Source organism: Bhargavaea ullalensis (assembly GCF_042432615.1).
GTDB lineage: Bacteria > Bacillota > Bacilli > Bacillales_A > Planococcaceae > Bhargavaea > Bhargavaea ullalensis.
In genome coordinates, this window is sequence record NZ_JBHLWY010000042.1 from 282,389 (window position 1) to 298,731 (window position 16,343).

Sequence of the window (16,343 nt, forward strand, 5' to 3'; positions counted from 1 at the left end):
GCATTCTCCTCCATTTGTTAACGATTGTTTATGAGATTCCTTCCTTGCTCAGGACATTTCTCCGGTTGATCAGCATCTTGAACACCCAGCCGAGCATGACCAGGAACACCGAATTGGCGATCATCGTCGGCAGCAGCCGCTCCTTCAGGAACACATTGAAGTCGACCGCGACAAAGCCGATGAGCGTAAAGAACGCGTAGAGCGCCGTCTCCAGCAAGGCCACGAGCACAAGCGAGATGACGGTGACAACGGCGATATGCTGGTGGATGTGCTTAACGATCCAGCACGCCAGAAGGCAGAGCACCGGATACAGAAAGGCGTATAAACCAATAATATCAATGTGGAACATATCGTACAAGAGTCCAAAGATGATCCCGTAGACCACCGCCCGCTGCCGGCTGTAATAAACCCCGACGAAAATGAGGAACATGATCAGGAAGCGGGGCACGAGATAATAGTATTCTCCGCCGATCTCAATCGGTGAAAACAGGCCGAACACCGGCTCCACAAAGAACAAAACGACGGCGATGAGCGGGATGGCGAGCCGGATCATGATCCGCTCCCGCCTTCCGCCTCATCCGCCGCTTTGTCCATCGCTTCGCCCGTATTGCCCGCATCCGAACCGTCGACCGCCATCATCGTCCGCTTGGCGATGATGACGTGCTCGAGCATCGAGAAGTCGGCGGCCGGCTTGATGAACGCCTGTTTGGTCAGGCCGTAGTCGTCCGTCGACACTTCCGTGATTTCCCCGATCAGCAGCCCTTTCGGGAAAATGCCGCCGAGGCCGGAAGACACGACTTTCTGTCCCGGCTTGACGTCGAATGCCGAGTCGATCCGCTTCATGATGAGCTCGTGGCGTTCGGTGTCGAACCCTTCGATGAGGCCGAATGCCTCGGTTTCGCCGGTCACGAGCGCGGACACCCGGTATGTCGGGTCCTGCGTGGCGAGCAGCTGGACGGTCGAGGTGAACGGGGTCGTCAGGACCACTTTCCCGATGAGCCCGTCCGCCGTCATGACCGCCATGTTCTTTTTCACGCCGTGCACTTCCCCGCGGTCGATGACGACTTTTTCTTCCCACTGGTCTGGGTTCCGCGCAAGCACCGTCGCCTGGACCGGTTCAAAATCCCGGAGATCCTCTTCCTTGCCGACGATCGCCTTGAGCCGGCCGTTTTCCTGGCGCATATCGCTCAGCTCCGCCTGGACGGAAGCGTATTCCGCGAGACGGGTCTTCAGCCGCTTGTTCTCCTCGTAGGTGTTCAGAAGGAGATCCACGTCATCGATCAAATCCGTTATGTATTGTGCCGGCTTCGAAAAAACGGACTGTCCGAAGCCGACGACATCTTTTACAATCTGTTCGGGGACGCTCGCGTTTTCCCGGTCTTTCAGGGTGAAGAAGATCAATGCCACGAGGACGATGACACCGACGAGAAGGAGGATCAGCCGTTTGTTCGAGAAAAACTGCGGCATGCTGCCGTCCCTCCTAGATTATCTGGCTTGCTGTTTCTTGATGACGTCGAAGTTGTCGAGTGCCTTGCCCGTGCCGATGGCCACGCAGTCGAGCGGATCGTCGGCGATGAAGACCGGCATGTTCGTCTGCTCGGAGATGACTTTGTCGAGGTTGCTCAGAAGTGCGCCCCCGCCCGTCAGCACGATGCCGCGCTCCATGACGTCCGCAGACAGTTCCGGCGGCGTCGTCTCGAGCGTTTTCCGCACGCCGTCCACGATGGCCGCGATCGATTCCTTCAGTGCTTCCGCAATTTCTTCGGACGAGATTTCGATCGTCTTCGGCAGGCCCGTCAGCAGGTCGCGGCCGCGGATTTCCATCTTCGCCGGCTTGTCCGCGACTTTCGCGGAGCCGATTTCGATTTTGATCTGCTCTGCGGTGCGCTCGCCGATCGTCAGGTTGTACGTTTTGCGGATGTACGAAATGATCGCCTGGTCCATCGCATCCCCGCCGACGCGGATCGATTCGCTCGTCACGATGCCGCCGAGGGAAATGACCGCAACTTCAGTTGTACCGCCACCGATATCGACGACCATGCTGCCGGTAGGTTCCCAGACCGGCAGATTTGCGCCGATCGCCGCCGCAAACGGTTCTTCGATCGTGAATGCGTCTTTTGCGCCCGCATGGCGGGATGCGTCGATCACCGCACGCTGCTCGACGGACGTGATGCCGTATGGCACGCAGATCATGACATTCGGCTTTTTCCACGAGCCGCCGGATGCCTTCTGCGCTTCTTTCAAGTAGTACTCAATCATTTTCGCCGTTGTTTCAAAGTCTGCAATCACGCCGTCCTTCATCGGGCGCGTCGCGACGATCGAGCCCGGTGTCCGGCCGATCATGTTCTTGGCGTCGTTCCCGACTGCGACGATTTCCCCCGTCTGCACGTTTTTGGCAACGACCGACGGTTCCCTGAGGACAATGCCCTTCGCCTTGATGAAAACCAGTGTATTTGCTGTGCCGAGGTCAATCCCGACATCTTTCGATCCCAATCCAAACACGCTTTTACTCCCTTTCTGCACGGCCGTCTACTGTTGCCGGTTTCAAATCATACACATCATTATAACGGAAACCGTGCGGAAGTGGCAATGTTAGATGAAGTCGCCTTCTTTGAGACTGAGAAACTGGTGATCGCCGATAATGATATGGTCGAGCAGGTCGATCCCGACTATTTTCCCGGCTTCGGACAGCCGCTTCGTCACCTCGATGTCTTCGGGGCTCGGCGACGGGTTGCCGCTCGGGTGATTGTGAGCACAGATGATCGATGCCGCCGAGCGTTTCACCGCCTCGCGGAACACTTCCCTCGGGTGCACGATCGACGAGTTCAGACTGCCGATGAAGATCGTGCTTTTGTGCAGCACTTCGTTTTTCACGTTCAGGAACAGCGCGACGAAATGCTCCTGGGTGAGCGGCGCCATGTCCGGCATGAGATAGGCCGCGGCGTCTTCCGGCGAGCGGATGACGTACCGTTCACTCGACTGCTTTCTCGCGAGCCGCTTGCCGAGCTCGACCGCCGCAAGCAGCTGGACCGCCTTCGCCTCTCCGATCCCCTTGACGCTCGTCATCTCCTCGATCGTCGCGTGCTGCAGGTCCTGGATCTTGTCGTAGAAGCCGATCACCCGGTTGGCGAGCTGCAGCACCGACTCCGAGCGGGTCCCGCTCCGCAGCAGGATCGCGATCAGTTCCTGGTTCGACAGGCTCTCCGCTCCCTGATTGATGAGGCGCTCGCGCGGCCGGTCGGCGATGTGCAGCTCGCTGATCTTCGGCACGTACAGATCGAACGTCATGGCTCATCCTCCGCTTCTCCGATGATCCCCATGTCGTCCAGCTCCCGGAACAGGTCCGAAATCGGCAGCCCGACGACGGCATGGTAGTCACCGCGGATTTCCTTGACGAACAGTGCGCCGCCCGACTGGATTCCATACGCCCCCGCTTTGTCGAGCGGGTCGCCGGATGCGACATATGCGTCGATCAGCTTGTCCGGAACTCTTCGGAACGTCACTTCGGTGTCCTTGGCGAACGTCCGCACTTCCTCCCCGCAGCAGATGCAGACGCCCGTCGAGACGGTGTGCGTGCGGCCGGACAGCTCTTTCAGATAAGAGCGGGCCTCTTCATCGCAGGACGGCTTGCCGTACATCCGGCCGTCCAGGTGAACGACGGTGTCGGAGCCGATCACGACGGCGCCGCCGGACCCTTCAAGGGCTGCGGATGCCTTGATCGAGGCGAGCCGGATCGCGTAGTCGGCCGGTGTTTCACTTTCCCTGGCGGGCGGTTCGAACGCGTTGGTTGCGAGTACATTGAACGGGATGCCGGCGAGTTCCAGCAGTTCCCGCCTCCTCGGTGAGCCGGATGCGAGGATCACCGGCTTGGTCGTCTTGAATTTCATCAGTCATTCCCCCTATCAGCGCTATGCGTCCATCATAGCCGAAAGGGGCGAAACAGGAAATTCGCCATTTTTCAATTTTGAGCACGAAAATGGCTTCAAAATTCAATTTTGAGGCACCCGGAATTCGGCAAATAATGCCCGATCAGCTGCAGCCGGATCACCGACATTTCATCGGAAATCTGCGCAACGGCGCCGATATTCTGGTCCCAGTCCTTCGGCAGACCGGCCTTTTGGGCGGGGTCTTCAAATTTCAAACTTGCCAGTTCCTTCCCCGCAAGCAAAACCGGCAGTTTCCCGTCCCCGTCGGCCGGGCAGGCGGCCGCGTCCAGCGTGAACGGCTTGACGAATGTGTCCGCCGTGAGCGCATCCTTCGCCTCCGAATCGGTGAGGTGGACGGACGACCAAAGATAAAACTGGCCGTCCACCGGGAAGATCGCCGCGTTGCGAAGATTCCCGTTTGCCGCGATGAACGACTGCGCCGATTCCCCGGTCGAGAACACGCCGTGCTGGACGGCGAAGAACGCCGTTTTGCGGTTCGCGGTCGGCTCCCCGGCCCCTTCCTCGTTTTTGCCCCCGTCCGCCTTCTGGCCGTCCGCAGGCGCATCCACCGGCACGGTCCCGTCCCCCTCCTTCGCCTTGCTGCCGATGCCGTCCCCCGACATGACGATGAACCCGAACAAAAGCACGCCGCCGATCCCCATCAGAAATCCGTGGAACACCGCCATCGCAAGCGCGCCTGTGGAATATTTCTTTTTGAACCGCATGACAACACCCCTTTACAGGCGAATTTACCATTCGGGACGTGAAAAAGGACAAGACGCGTGTCGTCTTGTCCTCAAAATTTATCGGGTTAAAAGAACAGGTTTACATACGAGCCGACAATCCGGTCGCCGTACAGATAAGCAATTGACGCTCCGAGTGCGATCCACGGCCCGAACGGGATCGGCGTCCCGCGTCCCTTCCCCTGCCGCTTCAGGTGGATGAATCCGGCAACGGTGCCGACGAGCGCCGCCAGAAACAGCGACAGGAACGAATCGGCCAGGCCGAGCACGAGCCCGATCACAACGTACAGCTTGATGTCGCCGCCGCCCATCCCGCCCTTCGACAAGATCGCCGTCAGCAGCAGCACCGCCGGCAGCACGACCGCCGCCGCTGGGCCATCCCACCACGGATGGAGCGGCAGGGCGATGCGCAGCAGCAGGAGCGGAATGCCGAAAAACAGCAGGAATTTGTCGGGAATGAGCATATAGGCGAGGTCCGACACCGTGATCGTGACGAGAAGCGACATGAACAGGAGGGCGACGACGAGTTCGCCGGAAAAACCGAATTTTAGATAAGAAAGGGCAAACGCAACACCCGTCAGCAGCTCCATCACCGGGTACACCCAGTGGATTTTCGAGCCGCATGACCGGCACTTGCCCTTCAGGAAAACAAACGAAAAAAACGGGACGAGGTCGGCTGCCGTCAGCCGCCGGTTGCACTTCGGGCAGTGCGACGGCGGACGGACAACCGACTCACCGTTTGGCACTCTTAGCCCGACCACATTGAAAAACGAGCCGAACACGAGGCCGTAGATGAAAAACAGCACCGCCCAGAGCCACGTCATTCTCCGGCCCCCTGTTCCGTGTTGTCCTCGAACGGGAACGGGTCTTCCTTCAGCGAAGCAGGCGGCGCGGCCACTTTCGGCACTTCGCCTTTCAGCGTTTCGAGATCGGGGCGGTAGAATGAGGAGAACGTCACTTCAAGCGAGATCGGTTCATCCTCGTCCGCTTCCTCGGTCTTTTCGGCAGGACCGGTGAACGTCGCCGAATCCAGCACCGTCACGCGCTCCAGCCGCTCGATCTCCTCGATGAACGCGGCGACGCCTTCGTAGTCGGGCGACAAGATCGACACCGTCGTCAGCAGTTCGTTCACATTCTCGACTCCCTCCGGCGGATTGTCGATGAGCATCTCGCCGGTTGTGAAGGCGACGTTTTCGATCTCCGTGCCGGAAACGGTCTCCGCTTTGCCGAGCTGGAGCAGGATCATCTCCTCGACCGGCTCGACCGGGACTTTCCGTTGCAGCGGAAGCGAACTCGCCGGCTCGCGGTCGGTTTTCCCCGCCGCTTGCTGCTGGAGCGTCGACAGAACCTGCCGCTCTGTCTGCAGGTTCTGCTGGGCCTGCTGCCGCAGCTCATGCGCCGGTTTAAACAGGAGGAAATAAGAATACAGCAGGAGCGAAATGAAGAACAGGACCGACAGGACGATAAGAATCGTCTCTTTGCGGTTCAGATTGAGCCGGTTCACTGGCCGTCGCCCCCTTCATTGCCGGAGCCGGACTCATCGGCAGTCGTGTCGCCGGCGGGGTCGTCGCCGGTTTCCGTATCTGCCGGGTTCCCAGTGTCCGTCTCTTCTCCCTGGTTATTGACATTGACGTCCACGTCCGTGTCGACATCGACATTCGTTTCATCCGCTTCCCCGGTGTCGTCCGCCGGTTCGCCGTCCGCCGGCTCTTCTGCCGTGCCCGCCGCATCGTCTCGCGGATCGACGAAATCAATCGTATAGGCGGCAATGTAGCGCGGCACGAGCACCTCGTTGCGGTCGACCGGATTGCCTTCTTCGTCCGTTTCTTCCTCAAGTGGATCGGCGGTCACTTCGTTCATCGTCGCCGCTTCGACCATCGTCGCGGCTTTCAGGCGGGCGAGGTAATGCGCCGCCTGTTCATATGTATCAAACTGCACACTCAACTCGGCCGTGTGCGGGCCGGTGTATGTAAATTCCGTGATGAAGCCGCGGACGGGCAAAAGCGATACGAGATGGCGGATGAGCGGCGCGGTCAGGAACCGGTAAGATTCCGCCCACTCCACCGTCCCTTCGAGCTGCGCCCGGTCGGCCATCGTCTCCGTCCCGTCCAGGCGCGACTGCAGTTCCGCCTGCCGGGTCCTCATTTCTTCGGCACGGGCGTCCGCGCGCTGGGCCTCTTCGGCGTTCCGGTTCGCCATGAGGAAGAAGGCCAGCCAGAAAATGAGCGCCGACAGGAGAATGGCGATCGACACGATGAGCGCCTTTGACCTCCCCCGGTCGCGTCCGGGCAATAAGTTAATATCGACGAGCATCCTCACACCTCTTTCAGCGCCAAGCCGATCACGCGGTCATAACGGGTCGGCAACGCCCGTCCGTCCGCCGTCTCGACGGCTTTCTTCATGAGCGGACCGGCATCGATCCCCATCTGATCGCGGAACATGGCGGCCAGCTCACCGGCCCCGCCATATTCCCCTGCGATCAAGACGCAGTCAACCGACTCCCGGCCGTCCATCATGTTGTATGTATAGAAATTGATCAGCTTCCCGATCTCCCGGTACGCGACATCGGTGAGTCCTTCATCGCCGTCATTGAAATCGATCGGCCGCATGAACAGCGGATGATGGCGGTGGAAGATTGACACGGTCAGCTCAGAACCGCGGAAGTCCGCGATCAGCACATTGTCATGGGAATCAAGATCATGCTGGAGGTAGGCCAGCCGGTATAGCGCAAGCGGGGCAATGTCGCACTCCACCGGCTTCACCTTCGCCTCATCCAGCACGCCTTCGTACTGGCGGATAATCTCTTCTTTCGACGCAATGATGATCGATTCCTTCTCTTCTCTTCCACTGTCGTACGGAACGACATCAAACAGCGGATCATCGAACGGCAGATAAAGAGAAGAGCCGATCTCGATGAAGAAGTAGCCTTTCAGCTCATCTTCAGGGACATCGGCCGGGGTTTCCACTTTTCGGATCATGACATACTGGTCGGGTGCGAGGAACCGCACGCGCTTGCGCCGCAGCCCCCACTCCGCAACCGCCCCCTCCACCACCGTCTCGAGCGCCGCCCGATCAACAACCTTGCCTTCATCCACCAGCCCCTCCGGAACCGGCAGCTCGCCCGCCCGCTCGACGACGAGCGGATCGGCCGAACGCAGCTCCGCAAAGCGGATGGCGTCTTCCTCAACGGTTATTGAAATGATGCGTTGCCTGCGGCGGAATGGATTCATGGGGGATCAGCTCCTAAAAATGATAATACTTAACCACCAATAGCATTAATAGAAGGCGCGCTTCCTTTTTGGTCATCTTTGTTAATATCGTCGGTAGTAGCACCGTTAAATGTTATTGTCTTATCACCTGAATATTTTACGTCTTTTGCAGTGAGTTTTCTAGGACTAGCTTTAGATACTGTAGCAGTATCAGGAATTTTACCGGCTGTTTCTAGATAGCCATCGGTCTTGAGCTTGTCGACCGATACATCACCTTCAGTGTCTGTTTTCGTTTCAGAGTAATAAATTTGGGCAGCGCTCAGCACATTTAAAGCATCGCCTTTCACTGCATTGTATCGGCTATTCTCAATAATATTCCCAATCGCCGGAATGGCAATCGCTGCGATAATGCCGAGGATGACAATAACGGCCAAGAGCTCAATCAGTGTAAGCCCTTTTTCCTCTTTCAATTTGTTTTTGACGAAATTCCTCATAATTGATTCCTCCTTGGAAAATCTTGTAGTATTCTACAACTCTATTATACCAATACCCCAAAAAATTCGATAGATACATAGAAAATATTTTTACGATAAGAAGTCAATTGTTACAAGATGGTTACACGATTATCCGACCTGTTCATACATGCTGAACATCGGTACCATGATGGCCAGCACGATGGTTCCGACGATAATCGCGAGGAAGATCATCATGAGCGGCTCGATGAGTGATTTCAGACGCTCTGTGGAAGCGTCCACTTCCTTTTCATAAAAATCTGCTACTTTGGCGAGCATCTTGTCGAGCGAGCCGGTTTGTTCCCCGATGGCGATCATATGCGGGATCAGCGGAGGGAACGCCCAGTGGCCGGTCATCGGGCCGGCGATCGAGTTCCCTTTCTGCAGCTGGTCCCGAGACTGGCGGAGCACCCGCTTGATCACTTCGTTGTCGATCACTTTCTCGACCATGGCAACGGCCTGGATGATCGGAACCGAGCTTGTAAACAGCGAACTGAGCGTGCGCGTCATCGTGGCGAGCGCCGACTTTTTCATCAGATCGCCGATGAGCGGCATCCGCAGCATAAACGTATCGAGCATATACTTGCCCTGCGGATTGCGGTACATCATGTAAATTCCGAGCACGATCAAGACGACGATCCCGACGATGATGTACCACGAATGCCGCATGAAATCGCTCGCCCCGAGCACGAACAGCGTGATCGGCGGCAGTGTCGCGTCCAGGCTCTCGAACATGTCGACGAACATCGGGATGATCGTCGTCAAGAGGAAAATGACGACGCCGGCCGCGAGCACGAGCACGACAACCGGATACACCATCGCTGACGTCACTTTCTGTCTTGTCGCAAACGATTTTTCATAATGGACCGCCAGCCGGTCGAGCGCATCGTCGATGTTCCCGGACGCTTCTCCCGCCGCAATCATGTTCAAGGTCAGCGGCTCGAATGCCTTCGGATGCTTCGCCATCGAGTCGCTCAACGAACTGCCGGCGCGCAGGTCATCGTCGATTTCCGTCAAGATTCTGCGGAACGGCTTGGATTCCACCTGCTGGGACAAGATATTGACCGCATCGACAATCGTGACGCCCGCACGCAGCAAGGTCGAGAACTGCTGCAGGAACATGATCAATTGCGCGCGCTTCACCGGCTTGCCGATCGAAATTTCTTTCGTCAGCGTCGTCTCCGGCAGTTCTTTCAGATCGAGCACGCGGACGCCCTGCTCGCGCAGTTTCACGACGGCGTCCCGCTTTGTGTCCGCCTGGATCGTGCCGCGCCTCACGCGCTTGCGGTCGCGTCCTTCATATTGAAAGCGCGGCATCAGTGTTCGTCTCCTTCAAGATACGGCTTGGCCACATCATAGGAAATCGCACCGGTGTCAACGAGGTGCTGGATCGACGATTCCATCGTGTGCATGCCCGCCGCCCGGTTTGTCTGGATGGTGCTCGGGATCTGGTGGATCTTCTCCGTCCGGATCAGGTTGCCGATCGCCGGATTGTTGATCATGATCTCGGTGGCGGCACGCCTTCCTTTTCCGTCGGCCGTCTTGAACAGACGCTGTGAAATGACGGCTGTCAAAACACCGGCAAGCTGAACGCGGATCTGCGTCTGCTGGGCAGGCGGGAACACGTCGATGATCCGGTCGATCGTGGATGCGGCGCTCCACGTGTGAAGCGTCCCGAACACGAGGTGGCCGGTCTCTGCGGCCGTGATCGCAATCGAAATCGTTTCCAGGTCTCGCATCTCCCCGACGAGGATGACATCCGGATCCTGACGGAGTGCGGCGCGCAGCCCGTTTGCGAAGGATTCCGTATCGAATCCGACTTCCCGCTGGTCGATGATCGAGGTGCCGTGGTTGTGGACGAACTCGATCGGGTCTTCCAGCGTGATGATGTGCTTGCGCATCGTTTCGTTGATATGTCGGATCATCGCGGCGAGCGTCGTAGATTTCCCCGAGCCGGTCGGACCGGTCACGAGGATCATGCCCTGCGGCGTTTCGGCAAGGCGCTTCAGCGTGTCCGGCATGCCGAGTTCCTCGACGCTCATGATCTTCGTCGGGATCGTCCGGAACGCAAGCGACACCGAACCGCGCTGGTGATAGGCGTTCACCCGGAACCGGGACACCCCCGGCACCGAATAGGAAAAGTCCAGTTCGCCATTTTGAAGAAAATCATCATACAGCTTCTCGGGGATGACCGCCTTGGCCACATCCGCCGTGAACTGCGGCGTGTTCGTCTCTTTCCCGTACCGCTTCAGGTCCCCGTGGATCCGGAAAACGGGCGGCACGCCGACCGTCAGGTGAACGTCGGACGCCTTGAGCTGGAAAGCGGCCGTCAGCAGTGCGTCGATCGTCGGTTTCATTGGATCGCCCCCTTAATCGAGCATCGCGACGCGGAACACTTCCTCCGTCGTCGTGATGCCTTGTTTTACTTTCAGTAGTCCGTCATCGAGCAGGAAGATTGTTTTGTTGCGGATCGCGATTTCCCGCAGCTTCGAGACACCCGCCCCGCTGTTGATCGCGCTCCTCATCGCTTCGTCCATGATGAGCACTTCATGGATCGCTATCCGCCCGCGGTAGCCGGTCATATTGCAGGACGGGCAGCCTTTCCCTCGCATGACGGTTTCGATCTTGATGCCGCGCTTGGCGGCGATTTCCTTTTCCCTTGCGGTTGCCGGTTCTTCCACTTTGCAGTCTCGGCACACCCGCCGCAGCAAGCGTTGTGCGACGACCGCGTTGAGGGATGCCGTGACGAGGAACGGCTCGACGCCCATGTCGAGCAGGCGGGTGATCGTCGCGATCGAATCGTTCGTATGGATCGTGCTGAGAACGACGTGGCCGGTGAGCGACGCCCGGACCGCGATTTCCGCGGTTTCGGCATCCCGGATCTCCCCGACCATGACGATGTCCGGGTCCTGCCGGAGGATCGAGCGCAGGCCGGCCGCGAACGTCATGCCGACGTTCGGGTTCACCTGCACCTGATTGATCCCCTCGAGCTGGTACTCGACCGGGTCCTCGACCGTGACGATGTTCACTTCTTCGCGGTTCAGCTTGTTGAGCGCCGCATAAAGCGTCGACGATTTTCCCGAGCCGGTCGGGCCGGAAATGAGGACGATGCCGCTCGGCTTTGTAATCTCCCTCATGAACCGTTCGAGATTAATCCGGTTGAAGCCGAGATGATTCAGGTCGGAGAGCGTGCTGCTCAAGTCGAGGATCCGCATGACGATCTTTTCCCCGTACACCGTCGGCAAGGTCGACACCCGGAGGTCGATCGGCCGGAAGTCGACGTTCGTCTTGATCCGCCCGTCCTGCGGGACCCGGTGCTCGGTGATGTCAAGGTTCGACATGATCTTGATCCGAGCATTGATCATCGGCTGCATATGCTTTGGCAGCACGCGTTCGTCATGCAGCATGCCGTCAATCCGGAACCGGATGAGCAGCTGGTGCTCCTGCGGATCGATATGGATGTCCGACGCCTTCTGGATGACCGCAGCGGACAGCAGCTGGTTAACGAGCCGGACGACCGGAGAATCCAGGTCGGTCAGGTTCTCTTCTTCCTCCTGCTGCATCTTTTCGGTCTCAAGGAACAGTTCATCGAATGATTCCTCATAGTATTTCGCGATTGTCCGGAGAATGTCGTCTTTGGACGCGATCACCGGCTCGATCGTGAAACCGGTCGACAGACGGAGATCCTCGATGGCGATGTAGTCCATCGGGTCGACCATCGCCACGAACAGCTTGTCCGCTTCGGTTTTCAGCGGGACGAGCAGGTTGCGCTTGGCGTATTCCTTGGAAACGAGCGAGAAGATCTGCGGCTCAAACGGGTAGCGGTACAGATTCACGTGCGGGATGCCAAGCTGGATTTCCAGCGTCTCGACCAGCTGCAGCTCTGTGATCAGCCCGCGTTCAAGGAGCGCATCCCCGAGCCGCTGGTCTTTCGATTTTTCTTTCAATACGTTGTTGAGCTGCTCCTGCGTGATCAATCCCGATTCCATCAGGATGTCCCCGAGTCTCTTGCGTGCCTGGGGCATGGGTTCACCTTCCTCCGGGCGGGCAGCCCGTCAAGGCTGGATCGGGTTGCCGCCCTTGTCGTATTCCACTTTGTTGCCGGATCCATTATTGTTTCCTGAACCGTTTCCGGAACCGGTATTCCCCGAGCCGCCGTCGCCGCCCGAGCCCGAGCCATTGCCTGAGCCGGAATTCCCCGAACCGCCTGAGCCGGAGTTGTTGTTTCCGGAGCCGCCGGATGGGTTGCCGGAATTGTTGCCCGAGCCGGAGTTTCCGGATCCCGAATTACCGGAACCGGAGTTGCCGGTACCTGAATTGTCCCCCGGGCCATTGTTATTGCCTTGTCCTGAACCGGAATTGCCGGCCGAGCCGGAACCGCTCCCGTCAGAACCCGAGGAATTGCCGGAACCGGTTGTTCCCCCGGATCCGACCGAACCGCCGCTTTCATTCGTTCCGGATCCGTCGCCGGATTCCGCAGGCTGCTCTTCCGGCTTCAGCCGGTGCACTTCGATGCGATGGACAGGCGGGTAGAAGTCGGTCGACACTTCTTCAAACCGTTCTTCGATCGGCCCGTTGTAAACATGCTTGAGCACCGTCACCCGGATTCCGTCTTCGCCAACTTCTTCGATCCGCGGAGCGACCGTTTTAACGTTTTCGCTGTATTGCTTGATCGTTCGAGGCTTGTAATTTTCCATTCCCGTCAGGTTCGTGTCGTATTCATAGAAAAACGGCAGCCCTTCAAGCGAGAGCGTGACGCTGTCCCCTTCCGTCTGGGTGGCGACGTTGAATGAAGTGCCGTTCGGATTCGTGAACATGAAGTCCACTTCCGTGAACGGATTGATCGCCGCTTCGTAGCCGACCGGGACGCCCGCAGGCAGCCGGTCGCTGATCGACCGCTCGTCGATGATGAAATTCGTCTTCAGCACGGCTGCATACAGCAGCGAAGCAAGACGGGTCATCTCTTCTTCAGAAAGCGAGCCGGCATGGGCATCTTCCATCATCCGGAGGAATGAAACCGACGAACCGCCTTCGATGCGGTACCCTTCAATCGCGGCCAGCCCGTTTTGGAGGCCTTCGGTGACCGGCATGCCGGAGAAGGTGGCCTGGGCGGCAGCCGCCACCTTCTCCGCGCGGGAGGCGTCCAGGTAGTCGGAGATCTGAACGTTCGCCGGCATCGTTCCGTTGCGAAGCCGGCGTTCGATGCCGCTTGTGATCGCCGCCACTTCATCGTCTGTAAAGTCAAGCATGCCGAAGTTCTGATTCAGCAGCGTGCGGACCGCCTCTTCCTTTACATGGACGACAAGCGGGTTCTCTTCGCCGGTGCTGGCCCGGTCGATCGTGCCCTGAACGTCGTAGAGGACGGCTTCCGGAGGCAGCTTGAAGGAGGCGTCCTGATAATAGACGTCCACGTCAAAGCGTCCTTCCAGATCCTGAACGCCTTTTCCCAGCACTTTTGTCGTCTGGGCTTCCTTGAAGTCCGACACATCATACGGACCGATATATGTATTGTCCCCGAAGTCTTTTGACGGGAACAGCCAGTTTCCCGCGAGCAGCGAGCCGCCGGAGGCAAATAAATAAAAGAACACCGTCGAAAGGAGGACGCCGAGGAAGACGGTCAGCGTTCGTTTATTGTTTTCCATCTTCGTCCTCCTCCGCGATAAAGTCGTCGTCTTCAAGCAAGTCAAACGGATTGTAATCGGACAGGTCATCCGCCGGCTCCGGGTCAGGTTCTGCCGATGTTTCCTCATCGATCAGCGGCCGGCTTGAGAGCCACATTTCAAGATCCTCCGCACCGGGCAGCTCGTCCGATTCTTCGCCTGGAGCAGAAGCCGGGGCAAGCGCAGATGGATCGATGTAATCGTCGTCGCCGAGGACTGCCGCTTCCTCTTCCGGACCGATGTTCGTGCGGGAGATTTCTCCGGCCTCGTCGGTTCCGATCACATCTAGGCCGTCCGTGTAGTCGTATCGTCCCGCGTCACCCGCCGCCTTGACGACTTCGGCGGGGTTGGCCTTTTCCGGCTCGTCTTCCTCAAGCTGCGGAGGGTGCACGATGTCCGCCGTTCCGGGCAGGACGATTTCTTTCATACCAAACAAGTCGTCAAGCGCCGGCTCTTCCCGGATTCCGGTTTCAATCGGCTCGATTGTGTCATCGTTTTGATGAAGGATGGCTTCACGGACTTCTGCCGGCGTAATATCCGGCGTTTCGTCACGGGACGCCGCTTCCTCCGGTTCTCCGCCGAGACGGATCGGCTCCCGGACCACTTCTTCGATCCCGTCCGCGACCGCGGCATCGCCCATCCGCTTGTCGATCAGGACGCCTGCCGCAAACGCCAATCCGATCATGGCCAGCACCGCATAATAAAACGCAAACCGGTCCTGCAGGTACACACCGGCGAGCACGATGAGGAACCCGGCGGCCGCCATGACGACGACCGACTTCCCGGCCTTCCCTTTTGTCATCAGGTAATACAGCACCGGAAACACAATGATCGCGGCGATCACGAGAAATATATACTCAAGCATGGCGGGCCTCCTTTCCAACTTTTATTTTTCTTTTATATTGGGCGAACTTATTTCCGCGTGCGCAGGTGCGTTGTTGCCACCTGAAAAGATGGGATTATCTTCTGTGTTCACTTTCTTTGCAGTGATCACTGCGTTATTGCCCAATGTAGTTTTCAGAGAAACAATAGAACCGTACAGGACGGCATTATTATTCACCTCTACAACCGCTTTAGGAGCATAAATTAAAGTCGATTGATCCTGACTGTCAGCTGTGGAGTTGTTGGAAAACCTGACGGACTTTCCGCCAGTCACCACCACTCCTACTATGCTGGCATTGTTTGAAAACTCTATGTTTGCATCAGAAGCATACAATGAAGCGGTGACAATTGAATTATTTCCAAACTTTATTTCTCTTGGATTATTTTTTCTACCCGAAGGCCCGATATAGATTGTAAGGTTTTTTGTTTGTTTTCCTTCAATCACCGAATTGTTGTTCAGTGATAGACCCCCAGTCAAGTAGATCGACACTTTGCCGGTGCCGTTAATTTTCAAGACGCCACTATTAGAAATGTCCAAGTCGTTCATCACAATGGTCGTGTCCTGATTCCCCGTGTTAAACGTAAGTACCGCATTATTTTCAAGTTTGACATTGTTGTAACCTGCCAGGTCACCATTGATCAGCTCAGTCTTATTACCAGAGATGGTAAGGTTCTTAGTTGCGGGGATATTTGGCTTTGCCGGGAAAACGGGCAATTGATAATCGGGGACGCTCAGGTTTCCAACTATCACCTTTTGGACCTTCGCTTTATTGCCTCGATCGACCACTTTATCGCTTTGCACATAAGCAGTCCCATTGATTTCTGAATTATTCCCCATTGATAGCCCACCGCTTATATTGCCGCTTAAAATGGCATCGCCGTTAATGACTGCATTATTATTCAAGTCAATCTTTTGCTTGGCGTATATGCCCATGCCCGGTGGAAGGGTGATACCGCCGCTTCCTTCTTTGAATTCAATTTTAAAAGCGCCAGCGACGGTACGCTTTCGTGAACCAATTTCACCTATTGATTCAATTTGATATTGACCCTGAGGGCTCCCGACCGCTTTAGATATCGTTACATAGGCAAATGGTGATTCGCCGTTATTTTTAGAAAAGCCGTCAACCTTTTGGGTCTTTATAAACTCTTTCTCAAACTGATTGTAAAAACCGGAAGCGCTTTTTTGAGACTCAGCAATATCTTCAATTCGGTCTGAAATCATCTGCATTACATCCGCTACGCCGCCCTCCGCAACATAATAAGCTCCTTGGGAATCCTGTTCCTTGTCAGTCTGCTTTAAGTCGTTGGTCATCTTTAGAGAGAGTCCCGCCATCGTGAGTGAAATAATCGTGACAAATAGCAGGACGAGGACGAGTGCATACCCTTTATCATTTAGGTATTGCCGCATCGC

At 57.0% G+C, this 16,343-nt stretch carries 17 protein-coding genes; all 17 read right to left on the reverse strand.

Annotation, left to right across the window (positions count from 1 at the left end; genetic code table 11):
• Positions 1-28 precede the first annotated feature (28 nt).
• The gene (mreD, locus tag ACFFIY_RS11500) at positions 29-553 is read right to left on the reverse strand and encodes a rod shape-determining protein MreD (protein WP_354195047.1); all 525 of its coding nucleotides are present in this window, start codon (positions 551-553) and stop codon (positions 29-31) included.
• On the reverse strand, positions 550-1,467 hold the full coding sequence (gene mreC, locus ACFFIY_RS11505) for a rod shape-determining protein MreC (protein ID WP_354195045.1): 918 nt from the start codon (positions 1,465-1,467) through the stop codon (positions 550-552). The genes mreD and mreC overlap by 4 nt, the downstream gene beginning before the upstream one ends.
• Before the next feature lie 18 nt (positions 1,468-1,485).
• Complete coding sequence (locus ACFFIY_RS11510) at positions 1,486-2,502, reverse strand: rod shape-determining protein (protein WP_354195043.1); 1,017 nt, start codon at positions 2,500-2,502, stop codon at positions 1,486-1,488.
• Positions 2,503-2,592: 90 nt separating this feature from the next.
• Positions 2,593-3,288 carry a RadC family protein gene (gene radC, locus ACFFIY_RS11515; RefSeq protein ID WP_354195041.1) on the reverse strand — a complete coding sequence of 232 codons (696 nt, stop codon included), beginning with the start codon at positions 3,286-3,288 and terminating at the stop codon, positions 2,593-2,595.
• The gene (locus ACFFIY_RS11520) at positions 3,285-3,887 is read right to left on the reverse strand and encodes a Maf family protein (protein WP_354195039.1); all 603 of its coding nucleotides are present in this window, start codon (positions 3,885-3,887) and stop codon (positions 3,285-3,287) included. Before ACFFIY_RS11520 ends, radC begins: the two co-directional genes overlap by 4 nt.
• A gap of 95 nt (positions 3,888-3,982) precedes the next feature.
• The gene (locus ACFFIY_RS11525; RefSeq protein ID WP_354195037.1) at positions 3,983-4,651 is read right to left on the reverse strand and encodes a hypothetical protein; all 669 of its coding nucleotides are present in this window, start codon (positions 4,649-4,651) and stop codon (positions 3,983-3,985) included.
• An 86-nt stretch (positions 4,652-4,737) separates the two neighbouring features.
• A complete protein-coding gene (locus ACFFIY_RS11530) occupies positions 4,738-5,493 on the reverse strand; it encodes a prepilin peptidase (RefSeq protein WP_354195035.1) in 756 nt (251 codons plus the stop codon).
• Positions 5,490-6,173 carry a type II secretion system protein M gene (locus tag ACFFIY_RS11535; protein WP_354195033.1) on the reverse strand — a complete coding sequence of 228 codons (684 nt, stop codon included), beginning with the start codon at positions 6,171-6,173 and terminating at the stop codon, positions 5,490-5,492. The genes ACFFIY_RS11530 and ACFFIY_RS11535 overlap by 4 nt, the downstream gene beginning before the upstream one ends.
• Positions 6,170-6,982, reverse strand: a complete 813-nt coding sequence (locus ACFFIY_RS11540; protein WP_354195031.1) for a PilN domain-containing protein — start codon at positions 6,980-6,982, stop codon at positions 6,170-6,172. The genes ACFFIY_RS11535 and ACFFIY_RS11540 overlap by 4 nt, the downstream gene beginning before the upstream one ends.
• A 2-nt stretch (positions 6,983-6,984) precedes the next feature.
• Complete coding sequence (gene pilM, locus ACFFIY_RS11545; RefSeq protein WP_354195029.1) at positions 6,985-7,899, reverse strand: type IV pilus biogenesis protein PilM; 915 nt, start codon at positions 7,897-7,899, stop codon at positions 6,985-6,987.
• A gap of 29 nt (positions 7,900-7,928) precedes the next feature.
• Positions 7,929-8,372: a prepilin-type N-terminal cleavage/methylation domain-containing protein gene (locus ACFFIY_RS11550; protein ID WP_354195027.1), complete on the reverse strand. Its 444-nt coding sequence runs from the start codon at positions 8,370-8,372 to the stop codon at positions 7,929-7,931.
• A 129-nt stretch (positions 8,373-8,501) separates the two neighbouring features.
• The gene (locus ACFFIY_RS11555; protein ID WP_354195025.1) at positions 8,502-9,707 is read right to left on the reverse strand and encodes a type II secretion system F family protein; all 1,206 of its coding nucleotides are present in this window, start codon (positions 9,705-9,707) and stop codon (positions 8,502-8,504) included.
• Positions 9,707-10,747, reverse strand: coding sequence for a type IV pilus twitching motility protein PilT (locus tag ACFFIY_RS11560; RefSeq protein ID WP_354195023.1), 1,041 nt, complete (start codon positions 10,745-10,747; stop codon positions 9,707-9,709). Before ACFFIY_RS11560 ends, ACFFIY_RS11555 begins: the two co-directional genes overlap by 1 nt.
• Positions 10,748-10,759: 12 nt before the next feature.
• Positions 10,760-12,415 carry a GspE/PulE family protein gene (locus ACFFIY_RS11565; RefSeq protein ID WP_354195021.1) on the reverse strand — a complete coding sequence of 552 codons (1,656 nt, stop codon included), beginning with the start codon at positions 12,413-12,415 and terminating at the stop codon, positions 10,760-10,762.
• 30 nt (positions 12,416-12,445) lie between these two features.
• Positions 12,446-14,032 (reverse strand): VanW family protein, encoded by a 1,587-nt coding sequence (locus ACFFIY_RS11570; RefSeq protein ID WP_354195019.1) that lies wholly within the window; start codon positions 14,030-14,032, stop codon positions 12,446-12,448.
• On the reverse strand, positions 14,019-14,915 hold the full coding sequence (locus ACFFIY_RS11575; RefSeq protein ID WP_354195017.1) for a hypothetical protein: 897 nt from the start codon (positions 14,913-14,915) through the stop codon (positions 14,019-14,021). The genes ACFFIY_RS11570 and ACFFIY_RS11575 overlap by 14 nt, the downstream gene beginning before the upstream one ends.
• Before the next feature lie 21 nt (positions 14,916-14,936).
• Positions 14,937-16,340, reverse strand: a complete 1,404-nt coding sequence (locus tag ACFFIY_RS11580; protein WP_354195015.1) for a DUF7305 domain-containing protein — start codon at positions 16,338-16,340, stop codon at positions 14,937-14,939.
• Positions 16,341-16,343: the final 3 nt, after the last annotated feature.